Raw genomic sequence first — 25,814 nt, forward strand, 5'->3', positions numbered from 1 at the left:
GGGCGAAGGCCGACCGGTCGCCTTCGCCACGCGCGAATCCCGGACGCACGCGTCCCGCGGCCTGGAAGCGCGTCGACGCCTTCATGCCGCCTTAGAGTCCTGTTCGCCGGCCGGTTAAACTCGGCGGGTCGCGCACCGCGCTCCCCGCCCTCTTCCTGTTTCATCAAAGCATGCACACGGTTGTCTTCGGCTGGTTCGGCATCTCCGCCGTCTGGTTCCTCCTTCTCATCTGGCGTCTCGTTCAGGCGATGCTGCCCGGCGGCGGCGGACTCGCCGGCCGCGGCTCGATTCGCCTGTGGCTCGGCTTCGCGGCCGTGTTCGTCGCGAGCTGCGCGCTGACGAGCCCGCTGTCGGGCCCCGACACGAATGCGCTCGGCCACGCGCTCTCGAACGGCTTCGCGCATGTGCTCGGCCCGGTCGGTACGCCGGTCGCGATGGTCGTGCTGTTCTTCGCCGGCCTGCCATGGCTGACCGGCATCGGCTGGCGGCAGTTCGCCGCGTGGGTCGACACGTCGTTCGGCGTCAAGCTCGCGCGCGACGTCGACGACGACGACGTGCGCGGCGTCGCCGACCTGCCGCGCAGCGCGCTGCATCGCGACGACGACATCGTGCAGCCGACCACCGCGCACACCGTCAACTCGATGGCGCCGCGGCAGAACGGCCGCTATTCGCGCCCGACGTTGTGGAAACCCGATCCGCAGGCCCGGCCGAAGCCGCGCGGCAACGCAGCCCCGCGTCCGCTCGCGGAGCCCGTCGCGCCGTCGGGCTGGCTGAAGCCGACGTCGGCCCATCGCATGCCCCCGCCGCCCGCAGCGGGCACGACGAGCGCCATGCCGCCGCCGACGACCGGCAGCACCGCCAGCCTCGCGCGAGCCGCAGCGAATGCACAGGTGCCGCGCCCGAATCCGGCCCCGCTTCCGGCCGGGTTCGAGCCCGTTCGGCCGCAACCGACCACCGCACGCGCGCCCGCAGCCGCAATGAAGCAGCCGGCCGCGCCGCGTGCCGCGGTCACGCCGCGCCCGGCCGGCGTGACGCCGCCGCGTACGCCCGCGCGCCCAGTAGCGGGCGCCGCCGGCCAGTCGCCGGACGCCGCACGGCGCCGCCCCGCGCCGCCGGTCCCCGCGCGCGCGCCGCTCTACGCATGGGTGCAGCAGCCCGCGGAGCCGATCACGCCGGCGCCGAGCGTTCACGACACGCTGCGCTCGATCGAGGCCAGCACCGCGCAATGGGCGACGCTCGACGACGTGCGGGCGCCCGATGCGGCGCCGGCGACGGCCGCCGCGGTTGCGGCGGCAGCGAGCGGCGCGGCGTCGGCATCGGCATCGGCATCGACGGCCGTACCCGCCGGGGTCGTTGCGGGCGCGCTTCAGGCCGCGCCCCAAGACGCAGGCCTTCCGGACATGCACGAAGCCACGCCGGCATACGACGACGCACCGATCGTGCTGGATGCATTCATGCCGGCCGAGCCGAGCACGCGCATGCCCGTTGTCGATGTTGGCTCGAGCATTCCGGCCGTCGGCGAAACTGCACGGCATGCCATACCGGATCGCGGCGTCGAGGCCGATGCACCGACGCGTCATGCGGAAGGCGAGCATCGGCATGACGCCAATGCTCCCGCCGCGCCGGCATTCGATTCACCGATCGACTTCGCACCGTGGGAAGACATCGTCAGCCCGCCGGTTTCCGGACTCGACGCATCGCGTGAAAGCCCGATTGCCGCGCCGCTGTCCGATGCGGATGAGTCTGGGGCGACGAACGAGGCTGTCAATTCGCATGCGGCCACCGTCACGTCGACGGCAAGCGGCATGGGCCGCATCGCCGACGCGAAGGACGCGGCAACGGCCGCAGGGACGATCGGTCAGGTCCAGTCGCGATCCACGCCGCCGGCCGATACCACCGTATCGGTCGATACAAAACAGGACACGCACGCGGCTCAGGACGTCGTGAAGCCTGTCCAGCAGGTCGCGCCGACCACTCCCCTCCCCGCTTCGTCGATCGCGGCAACACCGACGTGGCCGCTTGCCGATGCCATGCCCATCGCGGCAGCGACGCCGGCGGCCCCGGACACGTCGACCACCGCACCGGCCGGCGCCGTGACGGGAACGGCCTGGCATGCGGCAGCAAAGCACGCCGGAGAAACCGCACCGTCGGCTGCCGGCACGCAATCCGCCATGCCACCCGCGTCGGCGGCGTCGATCTCCGCGATGGCGGAACCTGCGTCTGCGTCGTGGTCGAAGCCGTTGTCCGCGGAACCCTCCTCTGGTGCGCAGACGATTCCGGCGACTTCCGCGTCGTCGCGCGTCGAGACCACGCCGGGCTCTGCTGCCCTGGCACCCGCGCCGACGAACACGTCGAACAGCACACCGGCCGCCGCGACGCCTTCGTTCTCCGGCATGACGAGCACGGCCTCCTGGTCGCCGTCGCAACCCTCCGCATCGGCGGCGCCCGTCGTATCGGCCGAGCCGTCCGCGACGATGGGCGCCACGGGGGCCGCACACGGTTCCAGCGGTCACGTGCCGGCTGCGGCATCGGCCACGGTCACGCCGACGCCCGCACCGACGGCACCCGCCCACACGCCTTCGACCGGTGCCGCCGTCCTGCCCGCCGCGCAGCCGTCCGCTCCCGTGGCGACGTCTGCCCCGACGCCCGCAATGAATGCTTCCGGTCCGGCCACATTGCAGCCGGCCGCGACCGCGCCCGCATCGACCGACACGTCCTTCAGCGCAACCGGATCGCATTCGGCGCAAAGCACGCAGGTGTCGCCTGACGTCGCGTCTGGCGCCCCGTCCGGCAGCGCATTTACCGCAACGTCGACCGCATCGGCCACGCCTTCGGCAACACCGGCGAACCGCACGCCTGACGCTTGGTCGACCGGCACGCAGGCCACGCCGCCCGGAGCAGCACAGGCAGCACCCGGCATCGCGCCTGCCGCCGCCGCTGCAGCCACCCCGGCGCCGTCTTCCGGCGCGCTCGCCCCGACGAGCACGATCGTTGCCGCTGCACCCGCCGCGTTCGGCGGCGTGCCTGCAGCGACGGGTGGCGCGCCGGCCTCCTTCGCCACGACCGCCCCCGCGACGGCATCGGCCGCCCCCCCGACTTCCGCGACCGCGTCTGTGTCGGCAATGCCGACCTTCTCCACACCGGGCGGATCCATCGACACGGCGACACCTGCACAACCCGTCGCGTCCGCACCGGCGCCGCAGGCCCAGTCGTTCACCACCCCGCCGGCCCCCGCTGCTGCATCGGCGAGCGGGTCCATGCCCGGCACGGGCGCAACGCCCGTGGCAACCGGCATCGCCATCCCGGCCGTCACGACCGCACCGCCGCCGGACACGACGCTGTCCGAGCCCCCCGTGCCGCCGGCACCGGCGGAATCGAGCGCCCCGGCCCCGGACGCATCGGCCGAACCCGCGCGCCAGCCGCGCCCGAACGCGTTCGAATTCCACGCACCCGCGTCGTTCAACGTCGAACTGCCGACGCTCGACCTGCTCGAGCCCGCCTCCGACGATATCGAAACGATCACCGAGGAACACCTCGCGCAGACCGCCCAGGTCATCGAGCAGCGCCTGCAGGAGTTCAAGGTGCCGGTGACCGTGGTCGGCGCATCGGCGGGTCCGGTGATCACGCGCTTCGAGATCGAACCCGCGCTCGGCGTGCGCGGCAGCCAGATCGTCGGCCTGATGAAGGACCTGTCGCGCGGCCTCGGCCTCACGTCGATCCGCGTCGTCGAGACGATTCCCGGCAAGACCTGCATGGGCCTCGAGCTGCCGAACGCGAAACGCCAGATGATCCGCCTGTCGGAAATCCTCGAATCGCGCCAGTACCAGCATTCGGCATCGCAGCTGACGATCGCGATGGGCAAGGACATCACCGGCCACCCGGTCGTCACCGATCTCGCCAAGGCGCCGCACATGCTGGTCGCCGGCACGACGGGTTCGGGCAAGTCGGTCGCGATCAACGCGATGATCCTGTCGTTGCTGTACAAGGCGACGCCCGAGGACGTGCGGCTCATCATGATCGACCCGAAGATGCTCGAGCTGTCGGTCTACGAAGGCATCCCGCACCTGCTGGCGCCGGTCGTCACCGACATGAAGCTCGCGGCGAATGCGCTGAACTGGTGCGTCGGCGAAATGGAGAAGCGCTACCGCCTGATGTCGGCCGTCGGCGTGCGCAACCTCGCGGGCTTCAATCAGAAGATCCGCGACGCTGAAGCGAAGGAAAAGAAGATCGGCAACCCGTTCTCGCTGACGCCCGACGATCCCGAGCCGCTGTCGAAGCTGCCGCTGATCGTCGTCGTGATCGACGAGCTGGCCGACCTGATGATGGTCGCCGGCAAGAAGATCGAGGAGCTGATCGCCCGTCTCGCGCAGAAGGCGCGCGCGGCCGGCATCCACCTGATCCTCGCGACGCAGCGCCCGTCGGTCGACGTGATCACCGGCCTCATCAAGGCGAACATCCCGACGCGCGTCGCGTTCCAGGTGTCGTCGAAGATCGACTCGCGCACGATCCTCGATCAGATGGGCGCCGAATCGCTGCTCGGCCAGGGCGACATGCTGTTCCTGCCGCCGGGCACGGGCTACCCGCAGCGCGTGCACGGCGCGTTCGTCGCGGACGAGGAAGTGCACCGGATCGTCGAATACCTGAAGCAGTTCGGCGAGCCGCAGTACGAGGAAGGGATTCTCGACGGCCCGGCCGCCGACGGCGCGACGCAGGACCTGTTCGGCGACGCGCCGGATGCGGAAGCCGATCCGCTGTACGACGAAGCGGTCGCGTTCGTCGTGCGCACGCGGCGCGCGTCGATCTCGTCGGTGCAGCGCCAGTTGCGCATCGGCTACAACCGGGCCGCGCGCCTCGTCGAGCAAATGGAGGCGGCCGGGCTCGTGTCGCCGATGGGCATCAACGGCAGCCGCGAGGTGCTCGTGCCGGCCGCGGCCGACTGAGCACGGCGGCCGCACGGCCGACGGCGACCGATACGGGCGCCCCGCGCAAGCGGCCGCCCGAACGAAAAAAGGGCGCTGCCGAGGCAGCGCCCTTTCTCCATTTACTGCGCCACCGGCACCAGCTTGAAATCGACCGGGCTGCCGAGCGCCACCTTCTGCGGATTCGGGCCGAGCTGCCCCGTTTCGACGTCGCGACTGAATACGTAGAACGTGTCGCTGTCCTGGTTGCCGACGATCAGCCACTTGCCGGTCGGATCGATCAGGAATTCGCGCGGCGTCTTGCCGAGGCTCGACTGGCGCCCGACGGTCTTCAGCCGGCCATCGGCCTTGTTCACCGCGTAGATCACGATTTCGTTCACGTCGCCACGGTTGCTCGCGTACAGGAAGCGGCCGTCCGGCGACAGGTGGATCGCGCCGCCGCCCACCTTGCCCTTGAAGCCCGGCACCGTCATCGGCAGCGTCTCGACCGGCGTCAGCTTGCCGTCGTGGTGGCCGAACACCTCGACCGCCGCGTTGAGCTCGCTCGTCACGTACGCGAACCGGCCGTCGGCGCCGAACACCATGTGACGCGGGCCGGAGCCGGCCTTCACCGGCGTGTAGCGCGTGTCGGTCGGGCTGATCAGCCCGCGGCTGCCGTCGATCGTGTAGCGGTAGCCGTAGATCTTGTCCGCGCCGAGGTCCTGCACGAACAGGTAACGGCCGTCGGGCGAGAACACCGTCGAGTGCACGTGCGCGCCGTCCTGGCGCCCCTTCACGGGCCCCGTGCCTTCGTGATGCACCGTCAGCGCGGCCGGGCCGACCGCACCGCCGTCGCGGACCGGGAACACGGCGAAGCTGCCGCCCGGATCGGCCGCGACCGAGTAGTTGGCCGTGACGAGGTACTTGCCGTCCGGCGACAGCGCGAGATAGCAAGGATCGTTCCCTTCGGACGACACGCGGTCGATGAACGTGAGCGCCCCCGTCTTCGGATCGAAGCCGAACGCGCTGACGCCGCCGCGCTGCGTCGCCGGGCCGTTGTCGCCGGGCAGTTCGTTGACCGCGTAGACGGTGCGACCGTCGCGGCTCGGCAACAGGTAGGACGGATTCACGGTCTTCGCCGACGACACGGGTGCGACACTGCCCGTTTTCGTATCGAAGCGGTAAACGTAGATCCCGTCGCTGCCGCGCCCCGTATAGGTGCCGACGAGCAGGTTGTAGACGCCGTCGGCCGGTGCCGGCGATTGTTGAGCGAAGGCATGGGTCGCGGACAAGGACAGCACGATCGCGAAACCTTTCATCCAGTGAGCGAGCCTAAGCGGGAACCCTCGTGTCGAAGCGCGTGCGTCACGCTCGCGTAAACGGCTGGGCATTGAATCCTCCTTGCATCGAGTCGCTTCAAGTGTTGAGATAGGACGAAACGCCGGCCGTTCATGCGCTCCGCCGCCCGGCCGAGTATACGGGGCGCGACGCCGGCACGTGAAGCCAGGGCGCCTCCGCCTGCATAGTGAACTCGAATACCCAAGGACCGCTTGCCCATGCCCGCCCTGATCGAAGACTACGCCCTCGTCGGCGACGGCCACACCGCCGCGCTGATCTCGAAAGACGGCTCCGTCGACTGGTTGTGCTGGCCCCGCTTCGATTCGGGCGCCTGTTTCGCGGCGCTGGTCGGCACGCCGGAGCACGGCCGCTGGCTGCTCGCGCCGGCCGACGACGCCGCGATCACGCACACGACGCGCCGCTATCGCGGCGACACGCTGATCCTCGAGACCGACTATGAAAGCGCCGACGGCGCCGTCACCGTGATCGACTTCATGCCGCCCGGCAACGGCTGGTCCGAACTGGTGCGGATCGTCGTCGGCCGCCACGGCACGATGAAGATGCGCATGGAACTGGTGTTGCGCTTCGACTACGGTTTCTCGATCCCGTGGGTCACGCAACTGACCCGCGAGGACGGGATGAAGGCGATCGCCGGCCCGGATACCGTCGTGCTGCGCACGCCGGTGCCGCTCACCGGCAAGAACCTCCATACGCTCGCGGAATTCACGGTGAGCGCCGATGAACGCGTGCCGTTTTCGCTCAGCTACGCGGCGTCGCACCTGCGGCTGCCGCCTGCGCGCGATCCGCTGTCGATGCTCGCCCGCACCGAGAACTACTGGCTCGAATGGTCGGGCCGCTGCCAGGTGCAGGGCCGCTACGCGGCCGCCGTGCGCCGCTCGCTGATCACGCTGAAGGCGCTCGCGTACGAGCCGACCGGCGGGATCGTCGCGGCACCCACCACGTCGCTGCCCGAGAAGATCGGCGGCAACCGCAACTGGGACTACCGCTACTGCTGGCTGCGCGACGCGACGATCACGCTGCTCGCGCTGATGCGCGGCGGCTACTACGACGAGGCGCGCGCCTGGCGCACGTGGCTCGGCCGCGTGATGGCCGGCTCGCCCGAGCAAATCCAGATCATGTACGGGATCGCGGGCGAGCGCCGGCTGCCGGAAATGGAGCTCGACTGGCTGCCCGGCTACCAGGATTCGAAACCGGTGCGCGTCGGCAACGGCGCCGCGAACCAGCTCCAGCTCGACGTGTTCGGCGAAGTGATGGCCGCGCTGCACCTCGCGCGCGTGGGCGGCCTGCAGGCCGACGACACGGTGTGGTCCGTCCAGTGTTCGCTGCTCGATCATCTCGAGAAGATCTGGCAGGAACCCGACGAGGGGATCTGGGAAACGCGCGGCGGCCGCCGCCATTTCACGTTCTCGAAGGTGATGGCGTGGGTCGCGTTCGACCGCGCGATCAAATCGGCGGAAATGTTCCGGCTGCCCGCGTCGCTCGACCGCTGGCGCGCGCTGCGCGACCGGATCCACGCCGACGTCTGCGACAACGCATGGCATGAAGGCAAACGGGCGTTTGCGCAGAGCTACGGCAGCGACGAGCTCGACGCGAGCGTGCTGCTGATGCCGCTGCTCGGCTTCCTGCCGCCGGAAGACCCGCGCATCGTCGGCACGGTCGACGCGATCGAGCGGGAATTGCTGCACGACGGGCTCGTGATGCGCTACCGAACGACGGAGTACGACGACGGCCTGCCGCCCGGCGAAGGCACGTTTCTCGCGTGCAGTTTCTGGCTGGTCGACAACTACGCGCTGCTCGGCCGGATCGACGACGCGCACCGGCTCTTCAGCCGGCTGCTCGCGCTGTCCAACGATCTCGGGCTGCTCGCCGAGGAATACGACCCGGTCGAGGGCCGGCTCGTCGGCAACTTCCCGCAGGCGTTCTCGCACGTGGCGCTGGTGCATACTGCTATGAACCTGATGCACCACGAGGACGCCATGGCGCGCGCGGCCGGCCAGCCGGCGCCGGCCGTGGCGACGGGGCGCTGACCGGGGCCGGAGCGGCTTCTTCAGAGATCGTCAATTCACAAAAGTTTGATGAAAAATCGGGGAAATGTTGCATTGCAACACCCATCGTTGTCCGATATGATCGATTCGATTGTCCGGCCGCACTGCACCATGGCCGGTCGCTGACCCACACGGCACGCCGCGACGCCCCACGCCGCCCTTGCGCACCGTCCCCCACGCGGGAGTAGTCTGCATGCTTTACCAACTGCACGAATTCCAGCGGGCGATGCTGAGCCCGCTCACGGCCTGGGCCCAGGCCGCATCCAAGTCGTTCGCCAACCCGTCCAGCCCGTTCTCGCTGATGCCCGGCGCGACGCGGATGGCCGCCGCGTACGAGCTGATGTACCGGCTCGGCAAGGATTACGAGAAGCCCGAATTCAACATTCATCAGATCGTCAAGGACGGCCACAACATCCCGATCGTCGAGCAGACGATCGTCGAGAAGCCGTTCTGCCGGCTGCTGCGCTTCAAACGCTATTCGGACGACGCCGATGCCGTCACGCAGTTGAAGGACGAGCCGGTCGTGCTGGTCTGCGCGCCGCTGTCGGGCCACCACTCGACGCTGCTGCGCGACACCGTGCGCACGCTGCTGCAGGATCACAAGGTGTACATCACCGACTGGATCGACGCACGGATGGTGCCGGTCGAGGTCGGCCCGTTCCACCTGCACGACTACATCGCGTACATCCAGGAATTCATCCGCCACATCGGCGCGCGCAACCTGCACGTGATTTCCGTGTGCCAGCCGACCGTGCCGGTGCTCGCGGCGATCTCGCTGATGGCGAGCCGCGGCGAGGACACGCCGCTCACGATGACGATGATGGGCGGCCCGATCGACGCGCGCCGCAGCCCGACGTCGGTGAACTCGCTCGCGACGCAGCACTCGACCGCGTGGTTCGAGAACAACGTGATCCACACGGTGCCCGCGAACTATCCGGGCGAAGGCCGCCACGTGTATCCGGGCTTCCTGCAGCACACGGGCTTCGTCGCGATGAATCCGGAACGTCACGCGCAATCGCACTGGGACTTCTACCAGAGCCTGCTGCGCGGCGACGAGGACGACGCCGAGGCGCACCGCCGCTTCTACGACGAGTACAACGCGGTGCTCGACATGGCGGCCGAGTACTATCTCGAGACGATCCGCGTCGTGTTCCAGGAATTCCGGCTCGCGGAAGGCACGTGGGATGTCGAAGGCGAGCGCGTGCGTCCGCAGGACATCAAGCACACTGCGCTGATGACGATCGAGGGCGAACTCGACGACATCTCGGGCAGCGGCCAGACGCACGTCGCGCACGAGCTGTGCACGGGCATCCCGCAGGACGATCGCCGCAGCCTGACCGCCGAGAAATGCGGTCACTACGGGATCTTCTCGGGCCGCCGCTGGCGCACGATCATTTACCCGCAGCTGCGCGATTTCATCCGCGAGCATGCGCCGGAACCGAAGAACGGCGCGACCAAGGCGCCCGCCGAAGCACCGACCGCGACTACACTCGCCGCCGTGCCGGCCGTCAAGCCGCAGCCCGAAGCGACGGCGCGAGCGACTGCCGCGAAGCGCGCGCGCGCGAAGGCGCCGGCCGTGACGGTTGCGCCCGCCAAGACGGCAACCGCGAAGGCCGCACCGGCCGCGAAACGCGCGGGCGCCACGCGCGCCAAAACCGTTCGCGCGCGCAAGGCCGCCTGACGCACCGCGTTCCGACGCAAAAACGCCGCCGTTGCTTGCGCACGGCGGCGTTTTTTTATCCGGCGGCCACGGGTGGGCCGCTCATCGGCGCAACAGATACGCGAGCAGCACCTCGGTGTTCATCCTGACCATCTCCGCGCGCTCGTCGGCTTGGCTGAAGTCGCGGCCGAGTGTCGCGGCGAGCGTGAAACGGTTCGACACGATGTAGTAGCCGAGCCCCGACAGCGTCACGTAGAAGCGCAGCGGATCGACGTCGCTGCGGAACAGCCCGGCCTTCTGGCCGCGCATCAGCACGTTGCCGAGCTTCGCGACGATCGGCGACATCATCTCGCGGATTCGTGTCGACTTGTGCAGGTAGCGCGCTTCGTGCAGGTTCTCGTTGTTGATGAGCCGCAGCAGCTCCGGATGATCGCGGTAGTAATCCCACACGAAGTGCGCGAGCCGCGTGACGGCCTCGACGGGTGCGACGCCGTCGAGATCGAGCACGCGCTCGGCCTCGGTCAGCGCGGAGAACGCGTGTTCGAGCACGGCCGTAAACAGCTGCTCCTTGCTGCCGAAATAGTAATAGAGCATGCGCTCGTTGGTTTCGGCCCGGCGCGCGATCTGGTCGACGCGCGCGCCGAACAGCCCTCCACTCGCGAACTCTTCGGCTGCCGCCATCAGGATGCGGCGGCGGGTACCTTCAGGATCTCTTTTGATTTTTGGCTGATTCATGGTGGCGTTTTGCTATGTGAGCCGCGTGATCCGGACCGGCACCCCCACCGCCTCGGCGCCGGCTGCCCTGGAACGAGCGCGCCGCGTGCGGCCGCCCTCCTGCTGAGCCCCTGCAAAAAAGCGGTTCGATTATGCGCACAGACAGCCTCCAGCGCAATGCGGGAAATCGGCGATAATCGAGGTTTGGCAAACCTTTCCGGCCGCGCCAGACGCGGCCGAGAGCCATTCGGCGCTGCTGCGCCCGTTGTCACCGTGACCGATTCCAAGACCCTCGCGGATCGCATCGAAGATCTGCTTCCCCAGACGCAATGCACGAAGTGCGGCTATGACGGCTGCCGTCCGTACGCCGACGCGATCGCCGCCGGCAACGCGAACTACAACCAGTGCCCGCCCGGCGGCGCCGAAGGCATCGCGCGCCTCGCGCGCCTGCTCGGCAAGCCGGTGATCCCGCTGAACCCCGTCAACGGCACCGAGCATCCGCGCGCCGTCGCGTTCATCGACGAAAGCCTGTGCATCGGCTGCACGCTGTGCATGCAGGCATGCCCGGTCGATGCGATCATCGGCGCACCGAAACAGATGCACACGATCGTCGAATCGCTGTGCACGGGCTGCGACCTGTGCGTGCCGCCCTGCCCGGTCGACTGCATCGCGATGGTCCCCGTGACCGACGAGCGCACCGGCTGGGACGCGTGGTCGCAGGAACAGGCGGACGCCGCGCGCGAACGCCACGACCGCCGGCTCGCCCGCCAGCGTCGCGAACGCGAGGCCGCCGAAGCGCGCGCCGCCGCCCGCCGCGCGGCCAGTGCCGGTGCGGCCAAGGCGGCGCCGGCCGCGGCGCCGGCTGGCACACCGGGCGCCGCCCCGGCCGACGACGCCGACGCGAAGAAACGCGCGATCATCGCCGCCGCGCTCGAACGCGCCCGCAAGAAGAAGGAAGAACTGTCCGAACAAGGCGCCGCGCCGAAGAACACCGAAGGCGTGAGCGCGGCCGTGCAGGCGCAGATCGACGCGGCCGAAGCCCGCCGCAAGCGGCTCGCCGAACAGCAGGCGCAGCGCGACGCCGAAGCTGCGGCTGCCCGCGACGACCGCGACGTTCCGAACAACGACGACCAAAGCGACCCGGCCGCGCCGCCCGACAAGAACCGTCCATGAACGCCACCAAACGACGCGCGATCTACGAAACGCTGCAGAGCCTCAATCCGCATCCGACCACCGAGCTCGAATACACGACGCCGTTCGAGTTGCTGATCGCGGTGATGCTGTCCGCGCAGGCGACCGACGTGTCGGTCAACAAGGCGATGCGCAAGATGTTCCCGGTCGCGAACACCCCGCGACAAATCGTCGCGCTCGGTGAAGAAGGCGTCGCCGACTACATCAAGACGATCGGCCTGTACCGCACCAAGGCGAAGAACGTGATCGCGGCGTGCAACATCCTGCTCGAGCGCTACGACGGCGAGGTGCCGGCCGATCGCGAAGCGCTCGAGAGCCTGCCGGGCGTCGGTCGCAAGACCGCGAACGTCGTGCTGAACACCGCGTTCGGGCAGCCGACGATCGCGGTCGACACGCATATCTTCCGCGTCGCGAACCGCACGGGGCTCGCGCCGGGCAAGGACGTACGGGCCGTCGAGGCCGCGCTCGAGAAGTTCACGCCGAAGGAATTCCTGCAGGACGCGCATCACTGGCTGATTCTGCACGGTCGCTACGTGTGCAAGGCCCGCAAGCCCGAATGCTGGCACTGCGCGATCGAGCCGCTGTGCGAATTCCGGCCGAAGACACCACCGCCGAACGAGTGAGCGCCGGCCGCGGCCGACGCGCCTCACGCGGCCGGCCTGGCCGTGCGCGGCCCGCGGCGCGACCCGCAAGCGCCGGTGCGGCGCCCACGACTTTCCCCGTTTCCGCTGCTTATGCGTTGGACGTCGCCGTCGCGTCGTCGGCCGCCGCGCCGCCCGCGCGCACGAGCGCCAGCACGGCCGCGAGGATCGCGACGCCGCCGGCCCACTGCAACGGCGACAGCGCCTCGCCGAACAGCAGCGCCGCGAGCGCGACCGTCACGACCGGCTCGAGCGTCGACAGCATCGACGTGCGCGCAGCCCCCAGCCGCTCGAGCCCGGCGAAGAACGCGAGCATCGCGGCGACCGTCGACACCAGCGCGATCGCGAGCATCGACGCCCAGCCGGCGGCCGTCGCCGGCCAGCGCGGCGGCGCGCCGAACGCCGCGGTCCGCACGATCGCTATCGCGACGAGCGTCGCGGTCGCCGACAGGCAGATGATCGCGGTGGTCGCGAGCGGATCGACGCCGCGCGTCGCCTTCGTGCCGCCGACGATGTACAGCGAATAGATCACCGCGGCGGCCAGCGCGAGCGCGATGCCGAGCGGCTCGCCGTGGCCGCCGCCGACCATCAGCGCGGAGCCCGCGACACAGAGCACGAGCGCGATCGCCTTCGCGCGCGTGAGGCGCTCGCCGAGCCACCATGCGGCCAACAGCGTGACGAAGGCCGGATACAGGTACAGCAGCAGCGCGACGAGGCTCGCCTGCGCATGCTGGAGCGCGCTGAAATAGCAAAACGACTGCCCGACGTAGCCAAGTGCACCCATCGCCACGAGCGGCGCGAGCGCGCGGCCGCGCGGCCATGCGACGCGGCGGTGCCGGGCGATCGCGGCCAGGACCGCGCCGCCGATCGCGAAGCGCACGATCAGCAGCCCGAGCACGTCGACGCCGGCCGCATACGCGTAGCGGCCGAAGATCGCCATCGCGCCGAATGCGGCGGCGGACAGCGCGACGTAGAGCGCGCCCTGCAGCGCGGCGGACGATGAGCGGACGGTGGCGGACATGATGTAAGTGGGCAAGTGCGACGACGGGAATCGTCGGAGTGTAGCGGCCCGCTGGCCGGCAGCCTAGCCCTCGCTTACCTGTTGCGCCGCGCCGCAGCCCGCGCCGGCCGACGCGGATCGACGTCGCCGCGCTACGCCACGGTGCGCCCCCCGCCCGCCGCCAGCGCCATGCGCCGACCCGGCGTACAATGCGCGACGCGGCATGACGCCGCCCGAATCACGACGCGTCCCCACCATGTTCAATCCGAGTCGCGACGAAGTCCGTCGCTTTTTCACCGAGACCTGGCGCAAGCAGCGCGCCGGCGAGATCCTGACGCCGCTGGAAGCGATGGCGGCCGACTGGATCGTCGAGCATCCCGAATACCACGACGACCTCGCGGACGCCGACAGCGCCGCCGCGCGCAACTACACGCCCGAGGAAGGCCGCACGAACCCGTTCCTGCACCTGTCGATGCACCTCGCGATCAGCGAGCAGTTGTCGATCGATCAGCCGCCCGGCATCCGCGCCGCGCACGACAAGCTGGCCGCGAAGCTCGATTCGACCCACGAGGCGCAGCACATGATCATGGAATGCCTCGGCGAGACGATCTGGGAAGCGCAACGCACCGGCACGCCGCCCGATACCGACGCGTACCTGCAGCGCATCCTGCGCCGCGCGTCGCGCGACTGAGCGCCGCGGACAAAAAAATACCCCGCCGCGGCGGGGTATGCTGGCTGCACGGACCGGCAAGGTCCGGCGCGCTTACTTCTTGAAGACGAGATCGGTCTCTTTCAGCGACTCGATGTAGGCGGCAATGTCCTTCATGTCGCTGACCGACAGGTTCTGCACCTGCGCCTGCATGATCGCGTTGTTGCGACCGAGCAGCGGGTTCGTCAGCCCCATCTGGTACTGGCGCATCGCCCACACGAGGTAGTCGGCGTGCTGGCCCGCGAGGCGCGGATACTCCGCGTTGATCGGCTTGTTCAGCTGCGCGCCGTGGCAGGCCGCGCAGTTGTGCGACTCGACCAGCTCCTTGCCCTTCGTGGTGTCCGCCGCATGCGCGGTACCGATCGCGAGGCCGGCCGCCAGTGCAACCGCCGCCGTCTTGAATGCGTTGTTCATGAATGCTCCTGTCCCGCCGGTCAGATCGGCGGCGCGCGCTTTACTTGTAGGGATTGTCCTTCGTGTCGGCCTTCTGGGCGGCGTAGTAGGCCGCCAGATCCGCGATGTCCTGGTCCGTCAGCGAACCGGCGATCGCGTTCATCGACGGGAAATGACGATCCTTCTTGCGGTAGGCCTTCAGCGCGTTCTCGAGGTATTGCTGGTTCTGGCCGCCGAGGACCGGCACCCGGTAGACCTCCGGGTACGCCGCGCGGTAATCCTGGATGCCGTGGCAACCGATGCACATGGCGGCCTTGCTCGCCCCGTCCTTCGGGTTGCCGACCACACCGGCCGCCTGCGCGCTGCCCGCGAGCGCCACGAGCGCTGCGACAACGACGTGTTTGCCGACGAATTTGTTCATAGCTCTTGTAACCTAGCTTGAGGGGAAACTGGCGCCGAAGCGGCAACGGCCCGCGCCGTTTTGCTTGTCGGTCGCCACGCAGGCCAAAAAAAACGGCCAGATTGTACCGCGTCGGCGGGGAATGCGTCCATACGGCGCCCCGGTCCGCCCCGCCGCAGCCCCGCAACGATACGCGGCCCCGGGCCAACCGGACAGCCCTTCTGACTTATACTGGGTTTTTTTGCGACCAGGAAAGAGCGCCGCCATGCGTTTCGAAGGATCCTCGCACTACGTCGCCACCGACGACCTGAAGCTCGCGGTCAACGCCGCGCTGACGCTGCAACGGCCGCTGCTGATCAAGGGCGAGCCCGGCACCGGCAAGACCATGCTCGCCGAGGAAGTGGCGGCCGCGCTCGACATGCCGCTGTTGCAGTGGCACATCAAGTCGACGACGAAGGCGCAGCAGGGCCTGTACGAATACGACGCGGTATCGCGGCTGCGCGACTCGCAGCTCGGCGACGAGCGCGTGAAGGACATCTCGAACTACATCGTGAAGGGCGTGCTGTGGCAGGCGTTCGACGCCGAGCACCCGAGCGTGCTGCTGATCGACGAGATCGACAAGGCCGACATCGAATTCCCGAACGACCTGCTGCGCGAGCTCGACCGGATGGAATTCCACGTGTACGAGACGCGCGAGACGGTACGCGCGAAGCACCGCCCGCTCGTGATCATCACGTCGAACAACGAGAAGGAACTGCCCGACGCGTTCCTGCGCCGCTGCTTCTTCCACTACATCCAGTTTCCCGATCCGTCGACGATGCAGCAGATCGTCGCGGTCCACTTCCCGCACATCCGCGAGGAGTTGCTGCGCGCGGCGCTCGAGAGCTTCTTCGAGTTGCGCGCCGTGTCCGGGCTGAAGAAGAAGCCGTCGACGTCCGAACTGCTCGACTGGCTGAAGCTGCTGCTCGCCGAGAACATCCCGGCCGACGCACTGCGCGGCGCCGACGCGAAGCAGATCGTGCCGCCGCTCGCGGGCGCGCTGCTGAAGAACGAGCAGGATCTGAGCCTGCTCGAGCGGCTCGTCTACATGAACCGGCACAACCGGTAACCCACCCGCGAAGGCCCGGCCATGCTGCTCAATTTCTTCTACGCGCTGCGCGCAGCCAAGCTGCCCGTCTCGGTGAAGGAATACCTGACGCTGCTCGAATCGCTGAAGGCCGGGCTGATCTCGCCGTCGATCGACGCGTTCTACTTCCTCGCACGAATGACGCTCGTCAAGGACGAGCAGTACTTCGACAAGTTCGACCAGGCGTTCGGCGCGTATTTCCATGGCGTGTCCGCGTTGCCGTCCGAAGCGTTCGACATTCCGCTCGACTGGCTCGAGAAGCGTCTCGAGCGCGAGCTGTCGCCGGAGGAAAAGGCGCAGATCGAAGCGATGGGCGGCCTCGACAAGCTGATGGAGCGCCTGAAGGAACTGCTCGACGAGCAGAAGGAACGCCACGAAGGCGGCAACAAGTGGATCGGCACCGGCGGCACGTCGCCGTTCGGGCACGGCGGCTACAACCCCGAAGGCGTGCGCATCGGCGGCCCGTCGAACGGCAACCGCACCGCGGTCAAGGTGTGGGAGGCGCGCGCCTACCGCGACTACGACGATTCGGTCGAGATCGGCACGCGCAACATCAAGGTCGCGTTGCGGCGCCTGCGCCGCTTCGCGCGCGAAGGCGCGGCCGAGGAACTCGACCTGCCCGGCACGATCCGCAGCACGGCCGCGAACGCCGGCTGGCTCGACTTGCGGATGGTGCCCGAGCGCCACAACAACGTGAAGGTGCTGATGCTGCTCGACGTCGGCGGCTCGATGGACGATCACATCAAGCGCACCGAAGAGCTGTTCTCGGCCGCGAAGGCCGAATTCAAGCACCTGGAGTTCTACTACTTCCACAACTGCGTGTACGACCACCTGTGGAAGAACAACCGCCGCCGCCACTCGGAGCGCACCGCGACGTGGGACGTGCTGCACAAGTTCACGCCCGATTACAAGCTGATCTTCGTCGGCGACGCGACGATGAGCCCGTACGAGGTGCTGCAGCCCGGCGGCTCGGTCGAATACAACAACCCGGAAGCCGGCGCCGTCTGGCTGCGCCGCCTCGCGGACCAGTTCCCCCACCATGCCTGGCTGAACCCCGAGCCCGAGCGGCTATGGGAGTACCGGCAATCGGTCGCGGTGATCCGCGATCTGCTCGGTCAGCGCATGTATCCACTCACGCTCGCGGGCCTCGAAACCGCGATGCGCGCACTCAGCAAATAACGAACCCGCCCTATAGACACGAAGGCCGCGTCCAGGCGGCCTCCCCCGGAGATAGCATGAACCCTTCGCCCACCGCGAGCGCTGGCCGCGCCGGCGGCCGCCGCTTTTTCACCGATACGTCCGTCTCGACGCTCGTCGCCGGCTTCGTCGCGATGATGACAGGCTACACGAGCTCGCTCGTGCTGATGTTCCAGGCCGGCCGCGCCGCGCACCTGACCGACGCCCAGATCTCGTCATGGATCTGGGCGCTGTCGATCGGCATGGCGCTGACGACGATCGGCCTGTCGCTGCGCTTTCGCGCGCCCGTCGTGGTCGCCTGGTCGACGCCCGGCGCCGCGCTGCTGATCGCGTCGCTGCCCGGCGTGCCGTACGCCGAGGCGATCGGCGCGTTCGTCGTGTGCGCGCTGCTGCTGACCGCGATCGGCGTGAGCGGGCTGTTCGACACGCTGATGCGGCGCATTCCGGCCGGCATCGCGGCCGCCTTGCTCGCCGGCATCCTGTTCGAGATCGGCATCGAGATCTTCCGCGCCGCGCAGTTCCAGACCGCGCTCGTGCTCGCGATGTTCTTCACCTACCTGATCGTCAAGCGGCTCGCGCCGCGCTACGCGATCGTCACGACGCTGATCGTCGGCACCGCCGTGGCCGGCGGCCTCGGCCTGCTCGACTTCAGCCGCTTCCATATCGCGCTCGCGCAGCCCGTGTTCACGATGCCCGCGTTCTCGATCGCATCGATCGTCAGCATCGGCATTCCGCTGTTCGTGGTCGCGATGGCGTCGCAGAACGTGCCGGGCATCGCGGTGCTGCGCGCGGACGGCTATTCGACGCCGTCGTCGCCGCTGATCGCGACCACCGGCCTCGCATCGCTGCTGCTCGCGCCGTTCGGCTCGCACGGCGTGAACCTCGCGGCGATCACCGCCGCGATCTGCACGGGCCCCGAAGCGCACGAGGATCACGCGAAGCGCTACACGGCCGCCGTGTGGTGCGGCACGTTCTACCTGATCGCCGGGATCTTCGGCGCAACCATCGCCGCGCTGTTCGCGGCGCTGCCGAAGGCGCTCGTCGTGTCGGTCGCCGCGCTCGCGCTGTTCGGCTCGATCATGAGCGGGCTCGCGAACGCGATGCAGGACGTGAAGCAGCGCGAAGCAGCGCTCGTCACGTTCATGGTCACCGCGTCGGGCCTCACGCTGCTGTCGATCGGCTCGGCGTTCTGGGGGCTCGTCGCGGGGATCGTCACGCAGGTGATCCTGAACGCGCGGCGCCCCGCATAGCGCCGCATGGCGCGGGCCCGCACCGCAAACGGCACGCCGAAACGTGCGCGACGCGATTCGGGCCTAGAATAGTGGACCGGAGGCGGCGCCCGGCGCCGCCTCGCTTCGCTGCCGCGCTCGCGCGGCCCGTGAGAACCCCGGCGCCTTGCGCCCTCCTCCCGAATCGCCATGACTACCGCACTCGACCAGCTGAAGCAGTACACGACCGTCGTCGCCGACACGGGCGATTTCCAGCAGCTTGCGCAATACAAGCCGCAGGACGCGACCACGAACCCGTCGCTGATCCTGAAGGCCGTCCAGAAGGACGCATACAAGCCGATCCTCGAGAAAACCGTCCGCGATCACCGCGACGAAAGCACCGATTTCATCATCGACCGCCTGCTGATCGCATTCGGCACCGAGATCCTGAAACTGATCCCGGGCCGCGTGTCGACCGAGGTCGATGCACGCCTGTCGTTCGACACGCAGCGTTCGATCGACAAGGGCCGCGAGCTCATCAAGCTGTACGAAGCCGCCGGTATCGGCCGCGAGCGCATCCTGATCAAGCTCGCGTCGACGTGGGAAGGCATTCGCGCGGCCGAGGTGCTGCAGAAGGAAGGGATCAAGTGCAACATGACCCTGCTTTTCTCGCTGGTCCAGGCCGCCGCATGCGCGGAAGCCGGCGCGCAACTGATTTCGCCGTTCGTCGGCCGCATCTACGACTGGTACAAGAAGCAGGCCGGCGCCGACTGGGATGAAGCGAAGAACGGCGGTGCGAACGATCCGGGCGTGCAGTCGGTGCGACGCATCTACACGTACTACAAGACGTTCGGCTACAACACCGAAGTGATGGGCGCGAGCTTCCGCACGACGAGCCAGATCACCGAACTCGCGGGCTGCGACCTGCTGACGATCAGCCCCGATTTGCTGCAGAAGCTGCAGGAAAGCAACGACACGGTGGCACGCAAGCTGTCGCCGGACGCGCTGCTGGACAAGCCGACCGAGCGCGTCGCCATCGACGAGGCGTCGTTCCGCTTCCAGTTGAACGACGAAGCGATGGCAACGGAAAAACTGGCCGAAGGCATCCGCGTGTTCGCCGCCGACGCGGTGAAGCTCGAGAAGCTGATCGATGCGCTGCGCTGAACCGCGTTGCGCGTGACGGCTGTCAGTTGAACTGTCAGCAAGCCTGACAACAGCCGTCAGCAAGCGTGGCAAACGGCCGCGAACTGCGTGTTCGCGGCCGTTTTTATTTTTCATTCCATCGTCAAGCGCGCGCACTACAATCCACGTCACGAGTGCGCCGGCCGCATCCCGGCGTGCTCTTCCCGGTCAATCTTGGAAGTCCCCGTGCCGGCACCGACACGCCGGCCCGGTCAACAGGAGACAACGATGCAAGTCCAACCGTATCTGACGTTCTACGGCCGCGCGGAAGAGGCCCTTCAGTTCTACGAAAAGGCGCTCGGCGCGAAGACGATGTTCAAGATGCACTTCAAGGACGCGCCGCCGAATCCCGACTACCCGATGTCGCCGGAGATGAGCGACAAGGTGATGCATGCGAGCTTCACGATCGGCGACTCGATGATCATGTGCTCGGACGGCGACTGCAGCCAGCCGGGCGGCACGCATTCGGGTTATTCGCTGTCGCTGAACCCGGCGACGGTCGAGGAAGGTCAGAAGCTGTTCAATGCGCTCGCCGACGGCGGCGAAGTGACGATGCCGTTCGGCAAGACGTTCTGGGCGCTCGGCTTCGGGATGGCGAAAGATCGTTTCGGCGTGCACTGGATGGTCAACGTCGAAGACCTCTCGCAACGCGAGGATCTCGCGAAACGCGCGGGACAGTAACGCACCCGCGCCGCCCGGACCGCCGCGCAAGCGCCGGGATCCGGGCGGCCTCGCTACTTGCGCAGCACTTCCGCCAGCGCCCGCTCCAGCGTGCCGTTCGAATGGCACGCGACGCGCGCGCTCTTCTGCTTGCCGGCCGCGACCACGCTGGCCGTGCCCGCGACGTCGATCGACACGGTCACGCCTTGCGTGGCGTCGTCGATGCGCGTCACGACCTTCAGCGTATGCGTCACGTTCGACGTCTGCTTCAGCGCGGAGCAATCCAGGAAATTGCCCGCGTTCGGATAATCGGCATAGGCGGCGGCCAGAAGGCCCGCGTCGCGATCGCTGACGCGCACGGCAAGCTTGTGGTCCGCATAGAACTGCGCGACGGCCGTCCATACTTCGTCGTACTTGCGATTGCCGATCACGATGCCCGATGCATCGTCGGCGCCGTGCGCGCGGTCGGACGTATCCTGCTGCTCCGACGGCGCATCGCGCGCCGCGTACCGCTGTCTAGGACCGTAGACTGAAATGCAGCCGGCGAGCATCGCGCACAGCATCGCGGCCGGCAAGATCGTTTTCATCGGGCCCACCATCACCGGTAATACATGTTCGCGCAGCCGGCGAGCAGGATCGGGGCGACGAGCACCCACATCAACAGGACTCTCATCGTTGGCCTCACCGGTAGTACGCGTTCACACAACCGGCAAGCGCGGCGCACCACAGGCCGAGCACCAGCAACCCCATCTTCATCATTGCATCCCTCATGTAGTCGAATCGTGTCGAGATCGAATCACCCGGCGTGGGCCGGGCGGGACGCAATATTGACAATCGGCAAGCGCCTCTTCCAATCGGTCATACACCGATTTTCACCGCGGCGCGGTCGTCCTAGAATCGCTTGGAGATCAACGAGAACGGAAGCACGGCCGCACGGGGCGTTCGCGGCGGACCATGCAAAACGCCCGCGATTTGCGTCGCGGGCGCCGTGTCGAAACTGCAACAGCTCGGGTACGTTCAGCTCTCGACGACGTCGAGGTAATCCTCCGGCCGCGTGCGGTCCTCCGCATGCGCCATGCCCATCGCGCGCACCAGCACGCTGACCACCACCGACACCACGAGGTTCACGACCAGCGACCACACGGCCGCATAGCCGGGGATCGCAAGGCCGAACAGGTGGATCGTGAAGATCGAGCTCGCAAGCTTCAGCGACACCGCCATCCACGTGCCGCACACGATGCCCGCCGCCCAGCCGGCCAGCAGGCCGCGGTGGTCGAGCAGCCGCGTGTACAGGCCGAGCACGATCGCGGGCAGCGTCTGGATGATCCAGATCCCGCCGAGCAGCTGCAGCTGGATCGCATAGGTCAGCGGCAGCCCGAGGATGAACGCCACCGCGCCGACCTTCACGATCAGCGACACGAGCTTCGCGACGTGCGTCTCCTGGTCGTGCGTCATGTTGCGGTTCACGAACTCGCGGTGGATGTTGCGCGTGTACAGGTTCGCGGCCGCGATCGACATGATCGCCGCCGGCACCAGCGCGCCGATGCCGATCGCCGCGAACGCGACGCCGACGAACCACGACGGGAAATACTCGAGGAACAGCGCGGGCACCGCGAAGTTCGGGCCGAACGCCTTGAAGTACGGCGCGTACTGCGGCATGTCCTTCACGCCCGCGGCGAGCGCCATGTAGCCGAGCAGCGCGAGCAGGCCGAGCACGAACGAGTACGCGGGCAGCATCGCCATGTTGCGGCGGATCGAGTTGCCCGACGCCGACGACAGGATCGCCGTGACCGAGTGCGGATACAGGAACAGCGCGAGCGCGGAACCGATCGCGAGTGTCGCGTAAGCGCTGTAGCCGTTCAGGCTCGCCGCGTCGGGCGCCTTCAGCAGCAGCTTCGCCGGCGGCACCGACGCGAAGATATGGCCGAAGCCGCCGAGCTTCGCCGGGATCACGATGACCGCCGCGGCAATCGTGATGTAGATCAGGATGTCCTTCACGATCGCGATCATCGCGGGCGCGCGCAGCCCCGACGTGTACGTGTATGCGGCGAGGATCGCGAACGCGATGATGAGCGGCAGATCGCCGATGAAGCCGGTCGTGTCGAAACCGAGCGCGCCGATCACGACTTCGATGCCGACGAGCTGCAGCGCGATGTACGGCATCGTCGCGAGGATGCCCGTCACCGCGATCGCGAGCGCGAGCATCCGGCTGCCGTAGCGCGCGTTGACGAAGTCGGCGGCCGTCACGTAGCCGTGCCGCTTCGCGATGCTCCACAGCTTCGGAAACACGACGAACGCGAACGGATAGATCAGGATCGTGTACGGCAACGCGAAGAAGCCCATCGCGCCGGCGCCGAACACGAGTGCGGGCACCGCGACGAACGTATAGGCCGTGTAGAGGTCGCCGCCGAGCAGGAACCACGTGACGATCGTGCCGAAGCGGCGTCCGCCGAGGCCCCATTCGTCGAGGTGGGCGAGATCGCCGCGCCGCCAGTTCGCGGCCAGGAAGCCGATGATCGTGACGCCGATGAAGAGCAGGACGAAGACGAAGGTTGCGCCGAGGTTCATCGCGCACCTCCTTGCGGGCCGCTCGCCTTCCACGCGTTCTTGGTCTTGAAATACACGAACGCGGTGATCACCGCGCTAATGAACACCCACAGCAACTGGTACCAGTAGAAAAACGGAAAACCCAACCATTGCGGTTCGATCTTGCTGTACGACGGCACCCAGACCATCGCGATCAGCGGCAGCACCAGCAGCCAGAGCCAGCGCTTGGCGGCCCGATTGGCGTCGGCATCGTGAGCCATGACGTCTCCTCATCTTTCCCGGTTATCGATCTTGTCAAGCGGGTACGGCGGCGAGAGGAGGGGCAAAACGGGTAAGCTGCGGCTCCCCTGGCTTCGCGCCAGTATAGGAGCCGCGAGCGAGCGGTCAAGCAGGGGCGAACCCGAGGTGATCCGCCCCCAGTCAAGTTGGTTGCACCGGCATGCGACCGGTGCATGAGCGTCAGATCGCGAACGAGGATTCGCGTGCGCCGATCGTTTCTTTCAAAGCTTTCACCCACTTGCGCGCGGGCAGCTTCAGCGTGTCCTCGATCAGCTTCGCGCGGGCCTCCAGCTGCGCGAACGACACGTCGAGCGCAGGGCCCGAGAACGCAATCGCGATCCGGTTGCCGTCGTGCACTTCCGGCAGCGCGATCACGCGATGGTCGAACGCCGCGTTCAGATGCTTCATGTTGCGCACGAAGCTCGGATGGTCGCCGAACAGGTTGATCGTCGCGATGCCCGCGTCGGCGAGGCAGCCGCGCACCGCGCGGTAGAACGCGACGCTGTCGAGCACCGGACCGCGCGCGGTCGCGTCGTACAGGTCGATCTGCAGCGCGCCCGTCGTGCCGCGGTTGGCCGGATCGTTGACGAAATCCCATGCGTCGGCTTCGTGCACGACGAGGCGTGCGTCATCGGGCGGCAGCGCGAACATCGTGCGCGCCGCGACGATCACGGCCGGGTTCAGTTCGACGGCCTCGACCTTCGCGTGCGGCAGGAAGCGGTGCGAGAACTTGGTCAGCGCGCCGGTGCCGAGCCCGAGCTGGACGATCCGCTCGGGCGTTTCGAGGAACAGCAGCCACGCCATCATCTGCTGCGCGTATTCGAGCTCGATGTGCAGCGGCTTCGAGATCCGCATTGCACCCTGCACCCATTCGGTACCGAAGTGCAGGAAGCGCACGCCGCGCTCTTCGGAGAACGTGACGGGCGCGAAGCGCGGCTTGCGCGGCGCCTCGAGGACGGGCACGTCGTCGTGTTCGTCGATCTCCGGACGGCGCTTCACGCGCGCCGGCTGGAGTTTTTCGGAGCCGTTGTAGGCGGCCGGCTTGCGTTGCTTGAACGCGCGCGCCTCGGCGGACGCGCGCTTGATCAGTCGGGTCATGATTGAATCTCGCTGGGTGACGCTGGATGAGCGGACGAGAGGATAGCATTGGTGGGCGATGGCGGCCGTGCCGCCTGCCCTGCCCTGCATGACTTCGAATCCGGTTGGCGTTACGCTGCGCTCGGTGATCGAAGGAGAACGCATGAATCCGAACGACAAAAGGATCTGGTTTCCGGCGAAGCGCTACGGATGGGGATGGGGGTTGCCGATTGCCTGGCAAGGCTGGGTCGTACTGCTGCTGTTCGCGATCGGGATCATCGCGAGCGCGTGGCTCGCGCCGCCGCACCGGTCGCCGATCGCATACGCTGCATGCGTCGCGGTGTTGGTCGCGCTGTTGACCGCCGTTTGCTGGATCAAGGGCGAAAAGCCCAGGTGGAGATGGGGCAAGGACGACTGAGCGCCGCGGCGACGGCCGCGCGCGATCCTGATCGATGTCAGGCGAGAATCGCCCGCCACTGCACCAGCTTCTGCTCGAACGACAGCATCGCATTCGCCGGACTCGACGACGGCAGCACCAGCGTGTCGTACCCGGCCTGGCCGATCACGTCGGCAAACCGCCCCGCCGTCTTGCCGTTGAAACACACTTTCTTCAGCAACGGCGCATGCGCGCGCAACGACGCAAAGTCGTTCGGCTTCGCATTCCGGATCGCAGAATCGAGACTGCCTTGCCGGTGGCACGCGTCGAGGACGTCCCAGATGCCGATGCCGTGCGAAAGCACGCGCTCGAGCCGCGCGTCGTACACGAGCTCGTGCAGCCCCGGCTCGCCGAGCACCGCCCCGAGCAACCGCCAGAACTGGTTGCGCGGATGCGCGTAGTACTGCGCGGCATCGAGCGACGCCTCGCCCGGAAAGCTGCCGAGAATCATCGTGTGCGTATGCGGCCCGACGACCGGCGGAAAGCCCTGCAGCATCACGCCGCTCCGCGTGGCCCGACGGATCGCGGCCCGTCGCCGTGCGCATCGAGATGGCGCCACAGCGCGGGGAGCATGCATTCGGTGACCATCAACGGCTTGCCGTGCCGCTGGAACACCGAGCGCCGCGCGGCGAACGCATGCGGCGCCCGCGCGCCCTGCAACGCATGGCTCGCGAGCGCATACAGCGGATGACCGGCGATCACGCGCCGGCTGACGAGCGTGGAGCGCTCCACCTGCGGATCGCTGTACAGCAGCTCCGCGAGCGGCCGCGTGCGCAACCGCCGCATCGCCTGCCAGACACCCTTGCTGGCCGCGAGCGGCGCGATGCTGTGCGCGGCGACGTACGGCATGCCGTCGACCGACAGGATCACCTCGCGCACCCACATCGGCGCGCGCGGCGCACTGTCGAGCGCGTCCGGTTCGTCGAACCACGGACAGTCGACGGCCTCGCGCGTCACGCGCACGCTCACGCTGCCGAGCCGCGCCAGATGCGCGGTCAGCGAACCGCCGCGCGTCAGCCAGTCGCGCTGATCGAGCGTGCAGCCGGGCCGGGGCGTTTCGCGCCAGCCCGCCCGTGCGCCGTCGAATCGCAT

23 protein-coding genes are annotated in these 25,814 nt (G+C 68.0%); 12 read left to right on the forward strand and 11 right to left on the reverse strand.

The window, feature by feature from the left end; all coding sequences use genetic code 11:
* Positions 1-170: 170 nt before the first annotated feature.
* The gene (locus WS49_RS09985) at positions 171-4,940 is read left to right on the forward strand and encodes a DNA translocase FtsK (protein ID WP_059527314.1); all 4,770 of its coding nucleotides are present in this window, start codon (positions 171-173) and stop codon (positions 4,938-4,940) included.
* A gap of 101 nt (positions 4,941-5,041) precedes the next feature.
* Here the strand turns inward: WS49_RS09985 and WS49_RS09990 are convergent, their stop codons facing one another.
* A complete protein-coding gene (locus WS49_RS09990) occupies positions 5,042-6,289 on the reverse strand; it encodes a lactonase family protein (protein WP_082725500.1) in 1,248 nt (415 codons plus the stop codon).
* A 165-nt stretch (positions 6,290-6,454) separates the two neighbouring features.
* Between WS49_RS09990 and WS49_RS09995 the strand changes: the two genes are divergently transcribed.
* Positions 6,455-8,284, forward strand: a complete 1,830-nt coding sequence (locus tag WS49_RS09995; RefSeq protein WP_059527320.1) for a glycoside hydrolase family 15 protein — start codon at positions 6,455-6,457, stop codon at positions 8,282-8,284.
* Positions 8,285-8,495: 211 nt separating this feature from the next.
* On the forward strand, positions 8,496-9,983 hold the full coding sequence (locus WS49_RS10000; RefSeq protein WP_059527324.1) for a polyhydroxyalkanoate depolymerase: 1,488 nt from the start codon (positions 8,496-8,498) through the stop codon (positions 9,981-9,983).
* Positions 9,984-10,064: 81 nt separating this feature from the next.
* On the opposite strand, the gene WS49_RS10005 is transcribed toward WS49_RS10000, so the two are convergent.
* Positions 10,065-10,697 carry a TetR family transcriptional regulator gene (locus WS49_RS10005; protein ID WP_059527327.1) on the reverse strand — a complete coding sequence of 211 codons (633 nt, stop codon included), beginning with the start codon at positions 10,695-10,697 and terminating at the stop codon, positions 10,065-10,067.
* Between the two features lie 156 nt (positions 10,698-10,853).
* Between WS49_RS10005 and rsxB the strand changes: the two genes are divergently transcribed.
* On the forward strand, positions 10,854-11,849 hold the full coding sequence (rsxB, locus tag WS49_RS10010) for an electron transport complex subunit RsxB (protein WP_059527330.1): 996 nt from the start codon (positions 10,854-10,856) through the stop codon (positions 11,847-11,849).
* Positions 11,846-12,490, forward strand: coding sequence for an endonuclease III (nth, locus tag WS49_RS10015; protein ID WP_006754450.1), 645 nt, complete (start codon positions 11,846-11,848; stop codon positions 12,488-12,490). The genes rsxB and nth overlap by 4 nt, the downstream gene beginning before the upstream one ends.
* A 109-nt stretch (positions 12,491-12,599) precedes the next feature.
* Here nth and WS49_RS10020 read toward each other — a convergent pair whose 3' ends face one another.
* Positions 12,600-13,529, reverse strand: coding sequence for a DMT family transporter (locus WS49_RS10020; protein ID WP_059527333.1), 930 nt, complete (start codon positions 13,527-13,529; stop codon positions 12,600-12,602).
* Positions 13,530-13,731: 202 nt separating this feature from the next.
* Here WS49_RS10020 and WS49_RS10025 point away from each other — a divergent pair, with 202 nt between their 5' ends.
* Positions 13,732-14,199, forward strand: a complete 468-nt coding sequence (locus WS49_RS10025; protein ID WP_373557189.1) for a DUF1841 family protein — start codon at positions 13,732-13,734, stop codon at positions 14,197-14,199.
* Between the two features lie 72 nt (positions 14,200-14,271).
* Here WS49_RS10025 and WS49_RS10030 read toward each other — a convergent pair whose 3' ends face one another.
* Positions 14,272-14,631: a c-type cytochrome gene (locus WS49_RS10030; protein ID WP_011885615.1), complete on the reverse strand. Its 360-nt coding sequence runs from the start codon at positions 14,629-14,631 to the stop codon at positions 14,272-14,274.
* A 40-nt stretch (positions 14,632-14,671) separates the two neighbouring features.
* Entirely contained in the window at positions 14,672-15,031 is a 360-nt protein-coding gene (locus WS49_RS10035; RefSeq protein ID WP_011885616.1) for a c-type cytochrome, read from the reverse strand.
* A gap of 244 nt (positions 15,032-15,275) precedes the next feature.
* On the opposite strand from WS49_RS10035, the gene WS49_RS10040 reads away from it, so the two are divergent.
* From WS49_RS10040 to WS49_RS10060, 5 genes are all read left to right on the forward strand, one after another.
* The gene (locus WS49_RS10040) at positions 15,276-16,118 is read left to right on the forward strand and encodes an AAA family ATPase (RefSeq protein WP_059527339.1); all 843 of its coding nucleotides are present in this window, start codon (positions 15,276-15,278) and stop codon (positions 16,116-16,118) included.
* Positions 16,119-16,139: 21 nt separating this feature from the next.
* Positions 16,140-17,315: a vWA domain-containing protein gene (locus WS49_RS10045; protein ID WP_059527344.1), complete on the forward strand. Its 1,176-nt coding sequence runs from the start codon at positions 16,140-16,142 to the stop codon at positions 17,313-17,315.
* Positions 17,316-17,371: 56 nt separating this feature from the next.
* On the forward strand, positions 17,372-18,583 hold the full coding sequence (locus tag WS49_RS10050; RefSeq protein WP_059527347.1) for a benzoate/H(+) symporter BenE family transporter: 1,212 nt from the start codon (positions 17,372-17,374) through the stop codon (positions 18,581-18,583).
* 168 nt (positions 18,584-18,751) lie between these two features.
* Entirely contained in the window at positions 18,752-19,705 is a 954-nt protein-coding gene (tal, locus tag WS49_RS10055) for a transaldolase (protein WP_059527350.1), read from the forward strand.
* A 246-nt stretch (positions 19,706-19,951) separates the two neighbouring features.
* Positions 19,952-20,404 carry a VOC family protein gene (locus WS49_RS10060; protein ID WP_059527353.1) on the forward strand — a complete coding sequence of 151 codons (453 nt, stop codon included), beginning with the start codon at positions 19,952-19,954 and terminating at the stop codon, positions 20,402-20,404.
* A gap of 53 nt (positions 20,405-20,457) precedes the next feature.
* On the opposite strand, the gene WS49_RS10065 is transcribed toward WS49_RS10060, so the two are convergent.
* The 4 genes from WS49_RS10065 to WS49_RS10080 form a co-directional block, all read right to left on the reverse strand.
* Positions 20,458-20,970: a hypothetical protein gene (locus WS49_RS10065; RefSeq protein ID WP_156441380.1), complete on the reverse strand. Its 513-nt coding sequence runs from the start codon at positions 20,968-20,970 to the stop codon at positions 20,458-20,460.
* A 430-nt stretch (positions 20,971-21,400) separates the two neighbouring features.
* Positions 21,401-22,951: a monocarboxylate uptake permease MctP gene (gene mctP, locus WS49_RS10070; protein WP_059527358.1), complete on the reverse strand. Its 1,551-nt coding sequence runs from the start codon at positions 22,949-22,951 to the stop codon at positions 21,401-21,403.
* Positions 22,948-23,190, reverse strand: a complete 243-nt coding sequence (locus WS49_RS10075; protein WP_011352801.1) for a DUF3311 domain-containing protein — start codon at positions 23,188-23,190, stop codon at positions 22,948-22,950. Before WS49_RS10075 ends, mctP begins: the two co-directional genes overlap by 4 nt.
* A gap of 199 nt (positions 23,191-23,389) precedes the next feature.
* Complete coding sequence (locus tag WS49_RS10080; protein WP_059527361.1) at positions 23,390-24,307, reverse strand: hypothetical protein; 918 nt, start codon at positions 24,305-24,307, stop codon at positions 23,390-23,392.
* Positions 24,308-24,449: 142 nt separating this feature from the next.
* On the opposite strand from WS49_RS10080, the gene WS49_RS10085 reads away from it, so the two are divergent.
* Positions 24,450-24,704 carry a hypothetical protein gene (locus WS49_RS10085; RefSeq protein ID WP_059527364.1) on the forward strand — a complete coding sequence of 85 codons (255 nt, stop codon included), beginning with the start codon at positions 24,450-24,452 and terminating at the stop codon, positions 24,702-24,704.
* Positions 24,705-24,741: 37 nt separating this feature from the next.
* Here WS49_RS10085 and WS49_RS10090 read toward each other — a convergent pair whose 3' ends face one another.
* Both WS49_RS10090 and WS49_RS10095 read right to left on the reverse strand, forming a co-directional pair.
* Positions 24,742-25,218 (reverse strand): DNA-deoxyinosine glycosylase, encoded by a 477-nt coding sequence (locus WS49_RS10090; RefSeq protein WP_059527367.1) that lies wholly within the window; start codon positions 25,216-25,218, stop codon positions 24,742-24,744.
* Complete coding sequence (locus WS49_RS10095; RefSeq protein WP_059468302.1) at positions 25,218-25,814, reverse strand: chorismate--pyruvate lyase family protein; 597 nt, start codon at positions 25,812-25,814, stop codon at positions 25,218-25,220. Before WS49_RS10095 ends, WS49_RS10090 begins: the two co-directional genes overlap by 1 nt.

This window comes from Burkholderia sp. RF7-non_BP4 (assembly GCF_001521935.1).
GTDB lineage: Bacteria > Pseudomonadota > Gammaproteobacteria > Burkholderiales > Burkholderiaceae > Burkholderia > Burkholderia diffusa.